The following is a 17,335-nucleotide window of genomic DNA, read 5'->3' on the forward strand; positions in this document are numbered from 1 at the left end:
CGGACGTTGGCGGGGCTGACCGGCGGTGATCCGTCGCTGCTGCGGAGGATCAACTCCGCGGTGGTGCTGCACGCGTTGCGTGCCACGGACTGCGCGACCCTGACCGAGATCACCCGGGTGACCGGACTGTCCCGGCCGACCGTCGAGGGGGTCGTCGAGGGGCTCATCGAGGCCGGTCTGGTCGTCGAGACGGCGGCCGAGGAGGGCGCCACCCGGCGGCAGGGGCGGCCCGCGCGGCGGTTCCGGTTCCGGGCCGAGGCCGGGCATCTGCTGGGCCTGGAGATCGGGCCGCACCGCGTCGCCGCGCTGCTGGCCGATCTGGACGGCCGGGTGCTGGGGGCGCAGGCCAAGGACGTGGACGAGACGGCCGACGCGGACGAGCGGCTGGAGCGGCTGCGTACCGCGGTCGCCGAGCTGCTGCGCCGGGCCGGGGTGTCGCGCAGTTCGCTGCGGGCCGTCGGGGTCGGCACGCCGGGCATCGTCGAGGCGGACGGCCGGGTGCGGCTGGGCACCGCGCTGCCCCAGTGGACGGGACTGCGGCTGGGCGAGCGGCTCAGCCGCTCCTTCAAGTGCCCGGTACTGGTGGAGAACGACGCCAACGCGGCGGCCGTCGCCGAGCACTGGAAGGGCGCCGCCACCGAGTCCGACGACGTGGTGATGGTGATGGCCGGGCTCAGTCCGGGCGCCGGTTCGCTGATCGGCGGACGGCTGCACCGGGGTTACGGCGGGGCGGCCGGGGAGATCGGCGCGCTGCATCTGCTGGGCCGCGAGGTGACCCCGGAGACGCTGCTGTCCACCACCGACGAACCGCTGCACCCGCTGGACGAGCAGGCGGTCGCGGAGGTGTTCGCGCTGGCCCGGAAGGGGGACACGCGGGCGCGGGCCGCGGTCGACCGGTTCATCCAGCGGCTGGTCCACGACGTGGCCGCGCTGGCGCTGGCCCTCGACCCCGAGCTGGTGGTGATCGGCGGCTGGGCGGCGGGGCTCGACGGCGTCCTGGAGCCGCTGCGCCGCGAACTCGCCCGCTACTGTCTGCGCCCGCCGAGGGTGACCCTCTCCCTCCTCGGCGAGGCGGCGGTGGCGACCGGCGCGCTGCGGCTCGCCCTCGACCATGTGGAGGAGCAGCTGTTCGCGGTGGAGGGTACGGTCACCGCACGCCGCTGAGCAGCTGCTCAGCTGTAGGGACAACGCGACGCGCCCCGGAGGAGTTCCGGGGCGCGTCCTGTTCGGCTCGGCGGCTGCTTCGGCCCGGTGGTTACGAGGCCTGCCGCTCGGGTCCGTGGTGGATCTCCACGCCGCCGGAGTCGCCGAAGGTAAGCCGGCAGGTGTCCGCGCGGTACGTCGCGACGGAGAGCGCGGCGGTGCGGCCGGCGGCGAGGAAGCGGGTGGTGACGACGAGGACCGGGGCACCCGGGAGGCGGTCCAGCTCCTTGGCGTCGTCGGCGCGGGCCGAGCCCAGCTCCACGGCGCGGTCCTGCCCCTCCAGCTCCAGGCGCTGCAGCTCGCGCAGTACCGCACGCGCGCGTGCCGAGCCGGACGGCGCGTCGATCGCCGTCAGGTCCGGGACGGAGGAGGCCGGGATGTAGAGCAGCTCGGCGGCGACGGGCTGGCCGTGGGAGACGCGGGAGCGGCGCACCATGTGCACCGGCTCCTCCGCGCCGGTCTCCAGGGCGGTCGCGACGGCGGCGGGCGGCACCGCGAGGGTGCACTCGACCGGCTGCCAGGCGTCGCCGGGGGCGCCCGGCCAGGCGTCCTCGTCGGTGCCCACGGCCACGCCAACGCGCGGGGGCGCCACCGTCGTACCGACCCCGCGGCGGCGCTGGAGGCGACCCTCCAGTTCGAGTTGTTCGAGGGCCTGACGGAGGGTGGCGCGGGCCACGCCGAAGCGGGCGGCGAGGTCGCGCTCGTTGGGCAGGATCTCGCCGACCGAGAACTCCGAGTCGAGTGCCTCACTGAGCACGGTCTTGAGATGCCAGTACTTCGGTTCCGGCACCGATTCCAGCTGCGTGGTCCCCACCCTGTCCTCCGCAATCGCCGTGGTCCGGCGGCGTTTTTAGCGCCCTTGTTTATTAAAGGTTGTTGTACTTATCTGCGACCATAGGGCGGCGCACACCCTTGGTCAAGACCAATCCTCGATCCCATGGGCAGCACATAGAAAGCGGTGCCACGCAGCGTTCATGAGGCGTTCGCACGGGGGTGTTTTCGTGACATGACGGCAAAGCTCCCGTCGCACGACGGAAGACGTGGGGCGAGTGGGGTCAGAGGGCGAAGAGGGACCTCTGTTTGCCGGTATTACGGATGATATGGCTGGTGCGGACGGGACCATGGGAACGCCGACCGGACCTACGCCGACCGGACCTACGCCGACCGGACCCTCCCCGCCCGACACGCTCCTGCGCGTCCCGGCGGAATCACCACGTCCCGGGCACGCCCGGCCCAGAATGATCCCGGACCGCCGGTGACCGGCCGCCCTGCGGGCCGTGGAGCTGCGGCCGACACTCTCGCGGCGACCCCTGCACCCCGTCTTCAACCTGGAGTCGCCCAGGGCGTGTTGCGCAAGACCGTCCGCCGCGGCACGACACACCGCCCCGGGGACTACCCGCCAGTAGCAATTGCTGACAAGCTGTCTACGGCGTCAGCCGATGTCACAGACGAGGAGCCCCCATGTCCGCCACCGTCTCCGTCAAAGTCCCGGCCGCGCAGGGCCAGCAGGACGTGACCGTCTCCTACGCGCGCGTGGGCCGAGGCGAGCCGCTGGTCCTGATCCACGGCATAGGGCATCACCGGCAGGCCTGGGACCCGGTGGTGGACATCCTCGCGACCGAACGGGACGTGATCGCCGTGGACCTGCCCGGCTTCGGCGCCTCCCCCGGCCTTCCGGCGGGCCTCACCTACGACCTGCCCACGACCAACACCGTGCTCGCCGCCCTGTTCGAGGCGCTGGAGCTGGACCGGCCGCATGTGGCCGGCAACTCGCTCGGCGGGCTGCTGGCCCTGGAGCTGGGCCGCGAGAAGCTCGTACGGACCGTCACCGCCCTCTCCCCCGCCGGGTTCTGGACGCAGGCCGAACGGCGCTACGCCTTCGGTGTGCTCATCGCCATGCGGCGGATCGCGGAACGGCTGCCGCTCCCGCTGGTCGAGCGGCTGTCCCGCACGGCCGCCGGCCGGACGGCCCTGACCAGCACCATCTACGCCCGCCCGGCGCGCCGTTCACCCGAGGCCGTGGTCGCCGAGACGCTCGCGCTCGCGCGGGCCACCGGGTTCGCCGAGACCCTGCGGGCGGGCTCCGCCGTCCAGTTCACGGACGACGTCCCCGGCATCCCGGTCACCGTGGGCTGGGGCACCCGGGACATGCTGCTGGTGCGCCGTCAGGGGGTGCGGGCCAAGCAGATCATCCCCAAGGCCCGCCTGGTCCGGCTGCCCGGCTGCGGCCACTGCCCGATGAACGACGACCCGGCCCTGGTCGCACGGGTCATCCTGGACGGCAGCCGCTGAGTCTCGCCGGGCGCGGGGTGCGGCGTCGACGGTTCCCGGCCGCCGGCTCGCACCGGACCTGGCTGCGGCGGCCGCCGCCCGTCGGCCGATGTGTGGCAGGGCTCCGGAGCCCAGGGCGACCCCCGCGCCCACCAGGACGCCGCCGACGGCCTGGGCGGGGCCGTAGGAGCCCGTTCCGGCGAGTGGGGCGGTGACGACGGCGGTGAGGGGGACCAGGCCCGTGAGGAGCGTCGCGCGCTCCGTGCCGATCCGCTGCACGCCCATGTACCAGCACACGAAACCGACGACGGTGACGACCGCCGCCTGCCACAGCAGCGCGGCCGTCTCCGTGGCGTCGGGCCGGCGCAGCCATCCCCCGCCGTCGAGCACGACCCCGGCCACCGCCGCCTCGGCCGCGGCGACGGCGCACACCGTGGCGGTCAGCAGCCGTGGCCCGAGCGCCCGCAGCACCGGCCCCGCGAGCACCGCGAACCCGACCTCACCGGCCAGCGCGCACACCGAGAAGGCGATCCCGCTCGCGTCGGTACGTCCCCAGCCCTGGACGGCGAAGGCGCCGACGGCGACCAGCAACGCCCCTTGGAGGACGCGGTGTTGGGGCCCGCGCCCGTCGAGGAGCGGGACCAGGACCGCGACCACCACCGGAGCGCAGCCCACGAAGACACCGGGAACCGCCGGTTCCGAGGTGCGTTCGGCGGCGAGGATCGCCAGATTGAAGCCGACCATCCCGACGGCGGCGAGCAGGGCCAGCCGCAGCCACGCGCGCGCCCCGAGCCCGCGCAGCCGCTCCACCGCGCGCGGGCCGACGAAGGGCACGAGCAGCAGACAGGCCACCCCGTAGCGCAGGAACTGGCCGCCCGCGTAGGGGTAGTGGCCCAGCACGCTGTTGGCGGTGAAGGAGGCCCCGACGAGCGCATAGGCGAACGCCGTCAGGAGGGCGCCGCGTGTGGTGGTCGCGTTCATGACGACCACGCTAGGAACCTGGGCGACCCGGATTAAGGTCCACTTCCATGACGTCATCGGGGACCAATCCGGTCGGCCTGCCGGGATCCGCCGCCTGGGAGCTGTTGCTGCCGGCCGCGTCGGCACCGGCACGCGCGCGTGGCCGTTTCCTCCAGGCGGCCCTGCGCGAGGCGATCCGTACGGGACGGCTCGCGCCCGGCACCCGGCTGCCGTCGAGCCGGGAGCTGGCCAAGGACCTCGGTGTGTCACGCGGGCTGGTCACCGAGGCGTACGAACAGCTGACGGCGGAGGGCTATCTGCGCAGCGGCCGCGGTGCGGGGACCTGGGTGGGCGGTGCGGTACGGGCGGCGTCGGCACGCGCGCGTGATCTGGCACCGCGCTCGCCGGGGGTACGGGTGGACTTCGTGCCTGGGTCACCGGATCTGGCGCTGTTCCCGCGCGCCGCCTGGGCCGCCGCACAGCGCGAGGTGCTGGCGGAGCTCCCGCACCGCGACCTCGGCTATCCGGACCCGCGCGGGCTGCCCCGGCTGCGCTCGGCCCTCGCCGAACTGCTGGCCCGGCGCCGGGGCGTGGTCGCCGACCCGGAGCGGATCGTGGTCGTCTCCGGGGTGGCACAGGCGACGACACTGCTCGGATCCGTGCTGCACGCGGGCGGGATGCGCGAGATCGGTGTGGAGGACCCCGGAAGCCCCCAGCACGACGGCCTGTACGCGGCGGCCGGGCTGCGCACCGTGCCGCTGCCCCTGGACGCCGAGGGCCTGGCCCTGGGCCCGCTCCGCGACTCGGGGGTACGCGCGGTGGTGACGACGCCCGCCCACCAGTACCCGACCGGGATCGCCTACTCCGCGGAACGCCGGACCCGGCTGCTGGACTGGGCCCGTGCGGTGGACGGCCTGCTGCTGGAGGACGACTACGACGGCGACTTCCGCTACGACCGCGCCCCGGTCGGCGCGCTCCAGGGGCTCGACCCGGAACGGGTGGCGTACATGGGATCGGTCAGCAAGTCCCTCGCCCCCGGGCTGCGGCTGGGCTGGCTGCTGGTGCCGGAGTATTTGGCGTACGACGTCGTCGAGCGCAAGCGGACCATGGACCTGGGACATCCCTCCCTCGACCAGGCGGTGTTCGCCCGGTTCCTGGAGCGCGGCGACTACGACCGGCAGCTGCGCCGCTGCCAGCGCGCCTACCGGGAACGCCGGGACGTCCTGGTGGACTCGCTGGCCGAACACTTCCCGCACGCGCGCGTGTCGGGGATCGCGGCGGGGCTGCACGCGATCGCCGAACTGCCTCGGTCCTGCGGGCCGGAGAGCCGTTTCGTGGCACGGGTGACGGCGGCCGGGGTCGCGGTGCGTCCGCTGGGTGCGTGCGCGCACGCACCGGCCGACGACTCTGTCGTACGGCTGGTGCTGGGGTACGCGCAGTTGCCGCCGGCGCGGATCCGGGAGGGGGTGCGGGTGATGGCGGAGGCGCTCGACGGGTGACCTCGCGGGGCCGGTCAGTTGTTCACTTGTGGTTTCCGTGAGCGCTGCGGCGCACCAGTAGTTGTGGCTGTGCACAACTGGCCGGATCCCGTTCTGGAGGCCCTTCATGTCCCTTTCGTTCCCTGCCCGCCGCAGCGTGCTGCGCGGATCCCTCGCCGCGTCGGCGGCCCTGACCCTGCCCACGGCGCTCGGTGCGGCCCCGGCGTTCGCGCGCTCCGGACGGCCCCGGGCGGACTGGGGTGTGCAGGCGGGCGACGTGACCGCCGACTCCGGCCTGGTGTGGGTCCGTTCGGATCGTCCGGCCCGGATGATCGTGGAGACCTCGGCCACCGAGTCGTTCCGCAACCCGCGCAGGTGGCGGGGCCCGCTGCTCGGCGCGGACAGCGACTTCACCGGCACCACGCGGCTGCCCGGCCTGCCGTCCGGCGAGCAGGTCCACTACCGCGTGCTGCTCGCCGACCCGGAGGACCCGCGCCGCACCGGCGAGCCGGTCACCGGCACCTTCCGTACCGCGTCCACCCGCCGGCGCCCCGGAGTGAAGTTCCTGTGGTCCGGTGACCTGGCCGGGCAGGGCTGGGGTATCAACGAGTCCATCGGCGGCTACCGCATCTTCGACGCGATGGCGAAACTGGACCCGGACTTCTTCCTGTGCAGCGGTGACAACATCTACGCCGACGGCGTGATCTCGGCGACGCAGGCGCTGCCCGACGGCAGCCTGTACCGCAACGTCACCAGCGAGGCGAAGTCGCACGTCGCGGTCACTCTGGACGACTTCCGCGGCAACTTCCGCTACAACCTGCTGGACGAGGCGCTGCGCCGGTTCAACGCCCAGGTGCCGAACGTCATCCAGTGGGACGACCACGAGGTCCGCAACAACTGGTACCCGGGCGAGGTCATCGGCACCGGCACCCCGTACCCGGCCGGCACCCGGCTCGACGACATGGCGGTGCGCTCCCGGCGGGCGTTCTCCGAATACTTCCCCATCTCCACGATCAGCGGCCGCCCGGACGGCCGGATCTACCGCGTCCACCATCACGGCCCGCTCCTCGACGTCTTCGTCCTGGACATGCGGACCTACCGCAACGCGAACTCACCCGACGACCAGACCACCGACCCGCAGGGCATCCTCGGCGCCGAGCAGCTGGAGTGGCTCAAGCGCGAACTGTCCCGGTCGCGTGCGGTGTGGAAGGTCATCGCCGCGGACATGCCGCTCGGTCTGGTGGTGCCCGACCCGGTCGAGGGCCTGGCGAACTTCGAGGCCGTCGCCCAGGGCGACCCGGGCGCGCCGCTCGGCCGTGAGCTGCAGATCGCGGAGCTGCTGCGCCACATCAAGCACCGCAGGATCACCGGCACCGTGTGGCTGACGGCCGACGTCCACCACACCTCCGCCCAGCACTACGACCCGTCGCGGGCCGCGTTCAAGGACTTCGCGCCGTTCTGGGAGTTCGTCTCGGGACCGCTCAACGCAGGCGCCTTCCCGGCCAGCGCGCTGGACGGCACGTTCGGCCCCGACCGGGTGTTCGTCAAGGCGCCGACCGCCTCGAACGTGTCGCCCGCCGAGGGCTACCAGTTCTTCGGCGAGGTCGACATCGACGGCGACAGCGGTGAGCTGACGGTCCGCCTGCGCGAGTACGACGGCACCGTGCTGTTCACCCAGACCCTGCAGCCGGGCCGGGTCGGCCAGTAACTCCCGTACCCTTTTCCCAGGGCCGCGCACCGGCGTCATCCCCCGGTGCGCGGCCCTGTCGCACGCCCCGGCACGGGTTCCGCCGCGCGCTCCGGCACGGTCCCGCCGCATCTCCCTGCGCGGGCCCCATCGCACCCCGAACTTCCCCGCCCGCAGGGTGTTTTCGCAGGTCAGGGCCGATTGTCAGTGGTCGCCTCTACGGTTTTTCCATGACGCGATCTTCACAGGCCGTGGCCTATCGGCAACCCTCCGTGCTGCGCTCCGCCGCCGACGGACGCCAGCTCGGACTGGAGACCTCCCGGGGTGCGACGCCCACCGGGATCGAGGACCATCCGCGGTTCTTCGCGGGCTTCCTGACCTCGCCTCAGGTGGCCGCCGCCGGGCTGCTCGCGGTGGCCGACGTGGCGGCCGCGCGGTACTACCAGCCGCTGCTGCGCGCCTCGCTGGACCCGGTGGTGACGGGCAACGGCGACCGGCTGCGCTTCGAGTCCTTCTCCGGCTGCGGCGGGGTGTACGCCCGGCTGGACGTACTCGGCCCGGGCCTGGACGGCGGCGAGGTGGGCCACGGTACGACGAACGTCGACGTCAACAACCCGCTGCGGGAGGCCCTTTCCCGGCTCGGCACCGACGATCCGCTGCATCTGCGCGTCGGCCCCGAGGAGTTGGCGGTGACCACGCTCGACGGCCCCGTGGTGGAGAAGAAGGTCCCGCTGCCGGACCGCTGGCTGCGCGGCTTCGCGGAGGCGCAGGTCATAGCGGCCGGGTTCGACCTGCGGGCCGAGCTGCCGGCCGACGAGGCGGTGCGGTTCCTGCGCTCGCTCCCCCGCGGCGGCACGGCCCGCCGGGGCTCGGCCGGGCCCCGCTGGGTGGTGCCGGCGGGGCGGGGGCTGCGGCCGACCCGCCCGGTGCCGGGCGCGGTGTGCCTGCCGGGACCGGAGCGGCTGACCGCGCTCCAGCGGGTGCTGCGCCATGCGACGGCGCTGCGTGTCTACGGTCCGCAGGGTGCCCTCGCGCTCTCCGGTACGGCCGCCGCCTGGGAGGTCGTGCTGCCGGGCATGCGGCTGACGCTGACCCTGTCGCCCGACGCGGCCCGCGGGTTCTCCGGCGAGGGCGGCGTGCTGGACGCGCTCGCCACCGACGCGGCCGCCGAGGACGCGGAGCTGATCGCGGTGCTGCTGGCCTGGGAGCCCCGGGTCGACGTCGCCGACCTGGCCGCCTCCGCCGGGCTCACCCCGGACCGGGTCCGCGCGGCCCTGATCCGCCTCGGCACCTCGGGACGCGTCGGTTACGACACGGCGGAGGCCGCCTACTTCCATCGCGAGCTGCCGTACGACGCGGGCCGCGTCGAGCGGCACAACCCCCGGCTGCGCTCGGCGCGGGCGCTGGTGGCCGCGGGCGCGGTGACCGTGGACGGCGCCGTCGGCACGGTGACGGCCGAGGACGGTCATGTGCACCGGGTGCGGGATGCGGCGGGGGTGCTGAGCTGCAGTTGTCTGTGGTGGGCGAAGTACCGGGGCGGGCGCGGGCCGTGCAAGCACGCGCTGGCGGTGCGGATGGTGCGGCGTGGTGGAGCGAGGGAGCAGGACATGGCGGAGATCGACGGGGGTACGCGATGAGTGCGGTGCTGGAAGCGGTGCGGATGGGGCGCGTGGGCGAGACCGAGCTCCTGCTGAGGAGCATGCCGGATACCGAACGGCGGGCGCTGTTGCCGGAGTTGAAGAGGCTGCGCAAGGAGGTGCGGGCTCTGCCGTGGGAGCAGCGGGACCGGCTTGAGCGCATGTATCCGGCGCTGCAGGTGGCCGGGGCGATGTGCCACTCGGGGGCCGCGGCGGCCGCGACCTGGGTCGCCGGAGCGGACATGCGCTGGCGGCAGGCGCCGGCGGAGACGCTGTTGCGGGCGCTGGCCGACCGGGACACCGGCTGGCAGGCCGATGTGGCCCGGCGCCTCGCCGGCCGGCCGGTCTCCGCGGACGTGCCCTTCCTGCTGATGGCCGGGCTGGTGCGCCGCTCGGGATGCGAGGTCCCGGTGACGGACGCCTATGTGGTCGGCTGGGTCCGGCACATCGGCCACGGCTGGGGGCGCGTCCCCCTGATCGACCGGCTGCGGGCCGAGCCGGACCTGGCGCCGCTGGTGAACGGCCTGTTCGAGTTCTCCGATGTGAGCGAGGTCCGCTGGCTGTTCGGTGACGGTCCCGCTTCCTGGCAGAGCGCGATCGCGGAGCTGACCCGGACGGGCGAACTGGACCGCAGGGCCGTGGCCGACGCCTGTGTCGCCCGTCTGCTGCGTGGCGGCGGCCCGACCGACCACCGGATCTTCCTGCCGCTGCTGGTCCGGCTCGCCCTCACCCGGGAGGAGGAGCGCGCCCGCGTCGCCGACTGGACGGCCCTGGCCCGGGACGCCGTCTCCCCCGTCGCCGCCCACGCCCAGGCGGTCCTCGCCGCCCTGGCGCTCGACGGCGAACTCACCGCACGGCAGCTGGCGGAGGCCTCCGAAGGACTGCTGTTCCGCACCGAGAAGAAGCTGGTGCGCGCCCAGCTGGTGCTGCTCGGCAAGGTGCTCGCCGGTGAGCCGGCCTCGGCGGCGGAGCTGCTGCCGGCCGTGGCCCAGGCGTTCGGGCACGAGGACACCCAGGTGCAGGAGCGCGCGCTGAAGCTGGTGGAGCGGCACGCGAAGAAGCTCGACGACCCGGCGGCCCGGTCCGGCATCGCCGGGGCGGCCGAGCAGCTGAGTCCCGTCCTGCGGAACCGGGCGGGCGATGCTCTGGGGATCCCTGCCGTACCGGCGGCCGAGGGGTACGCGGAGATGCTGCCGCCGGCTCCGGAGCCGTTCCGGCCGGCGCCGGCGCCGGAGTCCGCCGTGGAGCTCGCCGAGGAGGTCGGTGCCCTGCTGGCGTCCGACGGGGACGTGGCGGCGTTCGAGCGGGTGCTGGACGGGCTGGCCCGCCACGCACACCGCGACCGGGACGCGCTGCGGGCGGCGCTCGAACCGGTGGCCGCCACCCGCTGGTGGAAGCAGCCGGACGCCCGCCGCTGGTGGCACACCGACGAGTACTTCGGCAACACCCGCTACGGCCTCCTGGGCGCCCAGGACGGCCTGGAGCTGCTGCTGGCCACGCTGTTCGGGGCCGTCGGCACGGACACCCTGTTCGCCGCCCAGCAGCGCGGCCCGGCCGATCACGAGTGCGCGCACAGCGGGTTCTCCCGGGTGTTCGACGTCCGGCTGCGCGAACTGGCGTACCGGATACGGACGGACCCGCAGCCGCTGCTGCTGGCCACACCGTCGTGGAGCACCGGGCTCCTGGAACCGGGCGAACTGGTCGACCGGCTCGCGGTCTACGGTCGGCTGGGTGCCCGGGTCGGTGCCGCCGACTTCGCGCAGGCGCTGCTGCGGGTGCGCCGCGAGGACCGGGCGGCGGCCCTGGCGGCGGCGGAGCGAGCGGCGGCGCTCGGCACACCGGAGGGCCGGCGGCTGGCACACCGGCTCTCCACCGGGGGACCCGCCCTGCCCACGTCCCACCGCCGGGCCTCGGGGGCGCGGATCCTGGTCGAGTCGGGTGAGGTCCTGGAACTCCAGGCGGACTTCCAGGAGGCGTTCCGGAGGCTGGGCCGACCGGTCACGGCCGGCGAGGAGCGGCGGTACTGCCACCACTGGGGCCGGGAGAACCACCGGCACTGGCTGGCCACGCTCCCGGAACAGCGCGAGCTGGTCGCCGTGCGGCTGCTGCACGATCTGTCCCAGGCCGCCGTGGACGACCAGCGGGGCATGGCCGCGGCTCTTCCGCTGCTCGCCGAGTCCGGGGGCAGCGCCGGCGAGAGCACCCATCTGTGTGTCGCCTACGGGCTGGGCGCCCGGCATCCGGAGGACCGGCTCGCCGCGGTGGACGCGCTGCTGGTGCTCGCCGCGCGTGGGCAGCTCGACGCGGAGCGGCTGGGTGCCGACCTGGGCCAGCTGGTCCGGCGTGGCGCGGTGAAGCCGTTGCGGCTGGCCGAGTCGGCGCGGACGGCGGCGGCCACCGGGGCCAACACGACGATATGGGAGATGCTCCGGCACACTCTTCCCGTGCTGCTCGCCGACCTCGCGACGGCGGGCGCGGGCACACCGGGTTCGGCCCGTGGGCTCGGGGAGCTGCTCTCGGTCGCGGCCGAGTGCGCCGAGCGGTCCGGGGCCCGTGGTGCGCTGCCGCACCTGTCACAGACGGCGGCCCGGCGCGGCTCGTCCCGTCTGGTGGTCCAGGCCCGTCGGTTGCGGGACGCACTGGGTGCGGAGGTGGCCGCTTGACCGGGGGCCGGAACCAGTCAATTCCGGGACCTCGGCAATGGTAAAAAACATCGCAAAGACTACATAAGCACGCTTTACCCGTCGGTCACAGCGCGTTCGTGATCACGCAACACCCTTCCTTCACAGTGGATGCATGAATCGAGACATGTCTGACGTGAGGCGCACGCGGGACGGACGCCCCGTGCACCACTGGCGACGGGACGTCGTCGAACTCGCCGCCCTGTTCACGGCCGTCGCGGTGGCGGACGCGGTGGCGAACCTGATCGGGCACGGGCCCGACGGCCCGGCGCTGCTGGTGATCGCGGCCCTGGTGTTGGCGGCGACGGCCGGCTTCCACGTGTGGTGGGCCAGGCGCCCAGGTCACGCACCTCCGGTGACCGATACCGATACCGGCGCCCGGCCGGCCGCCACCGAGACGCGGCAGGCCGGGCCCGGTCCGGGGGCCCCGACGGCCGAAGGCGCGCACAGCACACTGTGGCGGCTGCGCACGACCGTACGGGACGAGCCCGGTTCGCTGGCCGCGCTGTGCACCGCGCTCGCCCGGTACGCGGTCGACATCCTGAACCTGCAGACGCATCCGCTGGCCGACGGCACGGTCGACGAGTTCCTGCTGCGGGCCCCGGGCCTGCTGACGGCCGGTGAGATCACCCGGGCGGTCGCGCTGGCCGGGGGCACGGACACCTGGATCGAGCGGGCCGACGCGCACGATCTGGTGGACGCCCCGACCCGGGTACTGAGTCTGGCGACCCGAACCGCGCTGGACGCGGCGGAACTTCCGCTGGCCCTCCGGCAGTTGTTGGGAAGGTGCACGATCCGCTCGCTCCCCGCCCATCCGGTCGGCGGGGCCCGGAGCCCCGAGACGGTTCCCGTCGAAGGGGTACTGGAGGACACCGTGATGCGGCTGCGCGCACCGGAGGGTGGAGTGATCACCGTGGAGCGGCCGTATCTGCCGTTCACGCCGACCGAGTTCGCGCGGGCGCGCGCGCTGGTGGAACTGGACGCCCGGCTCGGGCCGCGCATCCCGCACAGTCAGGACGTGCTCACCCTGCCCGAAGGCAGGGAGATCACCGTACGCCGGGCCGACACCGGTGACGTGGAGGCCGCGAAGGCCATGCACGAGCGCTGCTCGGCACGGACCCTCGGGCTGCGCTACCACGGCCCGGTCGGGGACGCGGACCGCTATCTGAACCACCTGCTCAGCCCCCGCTTCGGCCGGACGCTGGCCGTGCAGACCGCGTCGGGCCGGATCGTCGCCCTCGGGCACCTGCTGTGGGACGGGGACGAGACGGAGGTCGCGCTGCTCGTCGAGGACGACTGGCAGCGGCGCGGAATCGGCAGCGAGTTGCTGGGCCGGCTGGTGGGCATGGCCGTCGAGGCGGGCTGCGAGAGCGTCTACGCAGTGACGCAGGCGTCCAACACCGGGATGGTGGCGGCGATGCGGGGGCTGGAGTTGCCGCTGGACTATCAGATCGAGGAGGGGACGTTGGTGATCACGGCCCGGCTGGCGGCGGTTCCGGCGGAGCCGGGGGATGCCGTGACTGCCATGGGGTGGCTTTCCGGTGCGGGTGAGGCTGGGAAGGCCGAAGCGCCGTAGGGCTCAGGGCCGTCCCGCGACTGCGGGTGCGCGGGGGCTGGTCGCGCCCGCGCGGCGGAGCCGCACATCGATACGGCCCCGCGCCCCTATCGGGGCGCCCCCAGTGCCCGGTCCAGGTCCGCCCACAGATCGTCCACGTCCTCCAGTCCCACCGACAGCCGCAGCAGTCGGTCGCTCACCCCGGCGCCCCGGCGGTCCTCGGCGTCGACGACGCGGTGGCTGATGGAGGCCGGGTGCTGGATGAGGGTGTCGACGCTGCCGAGGCTGACGGCCGGGGTGATCAGCCGTACCCGGGAGACGACCTCGTGCGGATCGCCGTACACCTCGAAGGCGATCATCGCGCCGCCCAGGCGCGGGTAGTGGGTACGGGCGACCCGCGGGTCGGCGGTGAGACGGCGGGCGAGTTCGGCGGCGGTGGCGGAGGCGGCCCGGACCCGTACCGGGAGGGTGGACAGGCCGCGCAGCAGCAGGTAGCCGGCCAGCGGGTGCAGCACGCCCCCGGTGGCGAAACGTATCTTCCTGAGCTGCCCGGCGAACTCCTCGTCGCAGGCGACCACCCCGGCCAGCACGTCGCCGTGGCCGCCGAGGTACTTGGTGGCGCTGTGCAGCACCAGCCGGGCGCCGTGTTCGGCGGGGCGCTGGAGGACGGGGGTGGCGAAGGTGTTGTCGGCGAGCAACGGGACCGTGCCGCAGGCGTGGGCGACGGCCCGCAGGTCGAGTTCGGCGAGGGTCGGGTTGGCCGGGGACTCGACCAGCACCAGGCCGGTGTCGGGGCGCAGCGCGTCGGTGATGCCCGCCGGGTCGGTCCAGGTGACCTCGGTGCCGAGGAGACCGGCGGTGAGCAGGTGGTCGCTGCACCCGTACAGGGGCCGTACGGCGACGACATGGCGCAGGCCGTTCGCCGCGCGGGCGAGCAGCACAGCGCTCAGGGCGGCCATGCCGCTGGCGAAGGCGACGGCCGACTCGGTGCCCTCCAGGCGGGCCAGGGCGGTCTCGAAGCGGGCGACCGTCGGATTTCCGAGCCGCCCGTAGACCGGCGGTCCGGTCGGGTTGGCGCCGTCGGTGGCGAAGGCGTCGATGCGGGCGGCCTCGGCGCGGCTGTCGTAGGACGGGTAGGTGGTGGACAGGTCGATCGGCGGGGCGTGCAGGCCCTGGCGGGCGAGGTCGTCGCGGCCGGCGTGCACGGCCTCGGTGGCCAGGGCGCGCGGGGCGCCGGACAGTCGCGTCACGCCGGCACGGAGGTTCACCGAGTCGTCGTAGGCGCTCACTGAGTCGTCGTAGGTGCTCGTCGAGTGCATGCCCGAAGGGTGAACATCGAGCGGGGTACGGGAAGCGAACACCGTGTTACGTTCGCCGTATGGCCGAATCTGTCGTACTGGATCCGGTCGATCTGCATCTGCTTCGGCTGCTGCAGAACGACGCCCGGACCACCTACCGCGATCTCGCCGCCCGGGTGGGCGTGGCGCCGTCCACCTGTCTGGACCGGGTGACCCGGCTGCGGCGCTCCGGAGTGATCCTCGGGCATCGGCTGGAGCTCGATCCGGCCAAGCTCGGGCGCGGTCTCGAGGCGTTGCTGTCGGTGCAGGTGCGGCCGCACCGGCGGGAGTTGGTGGGGCCGTTCGTGGAGCGGATCAGGGCGCTGCCGGAGTCGCGGACGGTGTTCCATCTGACCGGTCCCGACGACTACCTCGTGCATGTGGCGGTGGCCGACATGACGGACCTGCAGCGGCTGGTCCTGGACGAGTTCACGTCCCAGCGCGAAGTGGCCCGGGTGGAGACCCGGTTGATCTTCCAGCAGTGGGAGTGCGGACCGCTGCTCCCGCCTACGCCGTCAGCTCAATCCCAGTGACGTGCGGCGGCCCGCCGTACGAGGATGGAGGGCATGTCACAGACCAACAGCCCGCTGCCCCGCCAGGTCGCCGACACCTTCGTCGACGAGCTCATCGCCCTCGATCCGATCACCGGTACGTTCCTCGGTGTCAAAGAGAGTTCGAGCCGTCTGCCGGACACCTCACCGGCCGGCGCCGAGGCGCTCGCCCAGCTCCAGCGTGACACGCTCGCCAAGCTCGACGAGGCCGAACGGCAGCCCGGCGCGGACAGTGACATCGAGCGTCGCTGCGCGCGTCTGCTGCGCGAGCGGCTCACCGCCTCCCTGGCCGTGCACGAGGCGGACGAGAGCCTGCGTTCCGTCAGCAACCTGAGCTCGGCCGCGCACGCGGTACGCCAGGTGTTCACCGTGACGCCCACGGCCACCGAGGAGGACTGGGCGGCGGTCGCCGAGCGGCTGCGCGCCGTGCCGGCCGCGCTGGAGGGCTACCGGCAGTCCCTGGAACTCGGTCTGGAGCGGAAGCTGCACGCGGGTCCGCGCGCCACCGCCACCTTCGTCGGACAGCTCGGCGAATGGACCGACACGGGCGACGGCCGGGGCTGGTTCGAGCAGTTCGCCGCGGCCGGGCCCGAGGCGCTGCGCGCCGAGCTGGACGAGGCGGCCCGCGCCGCCACCCAGGGCGTCGCGGCGCTGCGCGAGTGGATGCGGGACGTGTACGCGCCGGCGATCGAGGGCGCCCCGGACGTGGTGGGCCGCGAGCGGTACGCCCGCTGGGTCCGCCAGTACAACGGCACCGACCTCGACCTGGACGAGGCGTACGCGTACGGCTGGGCCGAGTACCACCGGCTGCTCGGCGAGATGAAGACCGAGGCCGAGAAGATCCTGCCCGGCGCGGCCACGCCGTGGGTGGCGCTGGCGCACCTGGACGAGCACGGCAGCCACATCGAGGGCGTCGACGAGGTCCAGCGCTGGCTGCAGTCCGTGATGGACGAGGCCATCGAAAAGCTGGACGGCACCCACTTCGACCTGGCCGAGCGGGTCCGCCGCGTCGAGTCCAGGATCGCTCCCCCCGGCAGCGCGGCGGCGCCGTACTACACGCCGCCGTCGGACGACTTCTCGCGCCCGGGCTGCACCTGGCTGCCGACCATGGGCCAGACCCGGTTCCCGGTCTACGACCTGGTCTCGACCTGGTACCACGAGGGCGTACCCGGCCACCACCTCCAGCTGGCGCAGTGGAAGCACATCGCCGACAACCTCTCCCGCTACCAGGCCAGCGTGGGCATGGTCAGCGCCAACGCCGAGGGCTGGGCGCTGTACGCGGAGCGGCTGATGGACGAGCTGGGCTTCCTCACCGACCCGGAGCGCCGGCTCGGTTACCTGGACGCGCAGATGATGCGCGCCGCGCGGGTCATCATCGACATCGGCATGCACCTGGAGCTGACGATCCCGGACGACTCCCCCTTCCACCCCGGGGAGCGCTGGACGCCGGAGCTGGCGCAGGAGTTCTTCGGCTCGCACAGCAGTCGCCCGGCGGACTTCGTGGAGAGTGAGCTGACCCGCTATCTGTCCATGCCGGGGCAGGCCATCGGCTACAAGCTGGGCGAGCGGGCCTGGCTGCTGGGCCGGGAGCAGGCCCGCGAGCGGCGCGGCGACGCTTTCGACCTCAAGGCCTGGCACATGGCGGCCCTGTCCCAGGGGTCACTGGGCCTGGACGACCTGGTGGACGAACTGTCGCAGCTCTGACGGCACGTCAGCGGCGGTAGCCGCCTCGGAGCCGACGACCTGCCCGGTGATCCGGCGTGCCTCGTGCGACGAGCCGCGCCGGGTCGTCGGGGCCGGCCCCGCTGTCCGGCCGGGAACCGTGCGGCCACGGCCGCGTCGACCTCGCCGGGCCCGCGCCCGGCAGCGCGCGGCGGACGGCGACCGAGGTGGCGCCGTCTGCCGTTCGGGGGTGCTCCGGTGGCGGCGGACAGGCGCAGGCGGCTTGCTGGTGCGGGGGGCCATCGCACAGGAA

At 73.8% G+C, this 17,335-nt stretch carries 11 protein-coding genes; 9 read left to right on the forward strand and 2 right to left on the reverse strand.

The window, feature by feature from the left end:
• The first annotated feature begins 6 nt into the window (after positions 1 to 6).
• On the forward strand, positions 7 to 1,164 hold the full coding sequence (locus tag ACWGJB_RS29360) for an ROK family transcriptional regulator (RefSeq protein ID WP_453383081.1): 1,158 nt from the start codon (positions 7 to 9) through the stop codon (positions 1,162 to 1,164).
• 91 nt (positions 1,165 to 1,255) lie between these two features.
• On the opposite strand, the gene ACWGJB_RS29365 is transcribed toward ACWGJB_RS29360, so the two are convergent.
• On the reverse strand, positions 1,256 to 2,017 hold the full coding sequence (locus tag ACWGJB_RS29365; protein ID WP_453383082.1) for a GntR family transcriptional regulator: 762 nt from the start codon (positions 2,015 to 2,017) through the stop codon (positions 1,256 to 1,258).
• A gap of 647 nt (positions 2,018 to 2,664) precedes the next feature.
• Between ACWGJB_RS29365 and ACWGJB_RS29370 the strand changes: the two genes are divergently transcribed.
• The 6 genes from ACWGJB_RS29370 (at position 2,665) to ACWGJB_RS29395 (ending at position 13,493) form a co-directional block, all read left to right on the forward strand.
• The gene (locus ACWGJB_RS29370) at positions 2,665 to 3,495 is read left to right on the forward strand and encodes an alpha/beta fold hydrolase (protein ID WP_360494996.1); all 831 of its coding nucleotides are present in this window, start codon (positions 2,665 to 2,667) and stop codon (positions 3,493 to 3,495) included.
• A 1,007-nt stretch (positions 3,496 to 4,502) separates the two neighbouring features.
• On the forward strand, positions 4,503 to 5,933 hold the full coding sequence (gene pdxR, locus ACWGJB_RS29375; protein ID WP_453383083.1) for a MocR-like pyridoxine biosynthesis transcription factor PdxR: 1,431 nt from the start codon (positions 4,503 to 4,505) through the stop codon (positions 5,931 to 5,933).
• 106 nt (positions 5,934 to 6,039) lie between these two features.
• Positions 6,040 to 7,620: an alkaline phosphatase D family protein gene (locus tag ACWGJB_RS29380; protein WP_453383084.1), complete on the forward strand. Its 1,581-nt coding sequence runs from the start codon at positions 6,040 to 6,042 to the stop codon at positions 7,618 to 7,620.
• Positions 7,621 to 7,829: 209 nt separating this feature from the next.
• Positions 7,830 to 9,236, forward strand: a complete 1,407-nt coding sequence (locus tag ACWGJB_RS29385) for an SWIM zinc finger family protein (RefSeq protein ID WP_453383085.1) — start codon at positions 7,830 to 7,832, stop codon at positions 9,234 to 9,236.
• Positions 9,233 to 11,899: a DUF7825 domain-containing protein gene (locus ACWGJB_RS29390; protein WP_453383086.1), complete on the forward strand. Its 2,667-nt coding sequence runs from the start codon at positions 9,233 to 9,235 to the stop codon at positions 11,897 to 11,899. The genes ACWGJB_RS29385 and ACWGJB_RS29390 overlap by 4 nt, the downstream gene beginning before the upstream one ends.
• A gap of 145 nt (positions 11,900 to 12,044) precedes the next feature.
• On the forward strand, positions 12,045 to 13,493 hold the full coding sequence (locus ACWGJB_RS29395; RefSeq protein WP_453383087.1) for a GNAT family N-acetyltransferase: 1,449 nt from the start codon (positions 12,045 to 12,047) through the stop codon (positions 13,491 to 13,493).
• Positions 13,494 to 13,579: 86 nt separating this feature from the next.
• On the opposite strand, the gene ACWGJB_RS29400 is transcribed toward ACWGJB_RS29395, so the two are convergent.
• On the reverse strand, positions 13,580 to 14,791 hold the full coding sequence (locus ACWGJB_RS29400) for a trans-sulfuration enzyme family protein (RefSeq protein ID WP_453383088.1): 1,212 nt from the start codon (positions 14,789 to 14,791) through the stop codon (positions 13,580 to 13,582).
• Positions 14,792 to 14,850: 59 nt separating this feature from the next.
• Between ACWGJB_RS29400 and ACWGJB_RS29405 the strand changes: the two genes are divergently transcribed.
• Both ACWGJB_RS29405 and ACWGJB_RS29410 read left to right on the forward strand, forming a co-directional pair.
• Positions 14,851 to 15,342, forward strand: coding sequence for an Lrp/AsnC family transcriptional regulator (locus ACWGJB_RS29405; RefSeq protein WP_362561907.1), 492 nt, complete (start codon positions 14,851 to 14,853; stop codon positions 15,340 to 15,342).
• A gap of 33 nt (positions 15,343 to 15,375) precedes the next feature.
• Positions 15,376 to 17,064 (forward strand): DUF885 domain-containing protein, encoded by a 1,689-nt coding sequence (locus ACWGJB_RS29410; protein ID WP_453383089.1) that lies wholly within the window; start codon positions 15,376 to 15,378, stop codon positions 17,062 to 17,064.
• Positions 17,065 to 17,335: the final 271 nt, after the last annotated feature.

Source organism: Streptomyces sp. NPDC054813 (assembly GCF_053611365.1).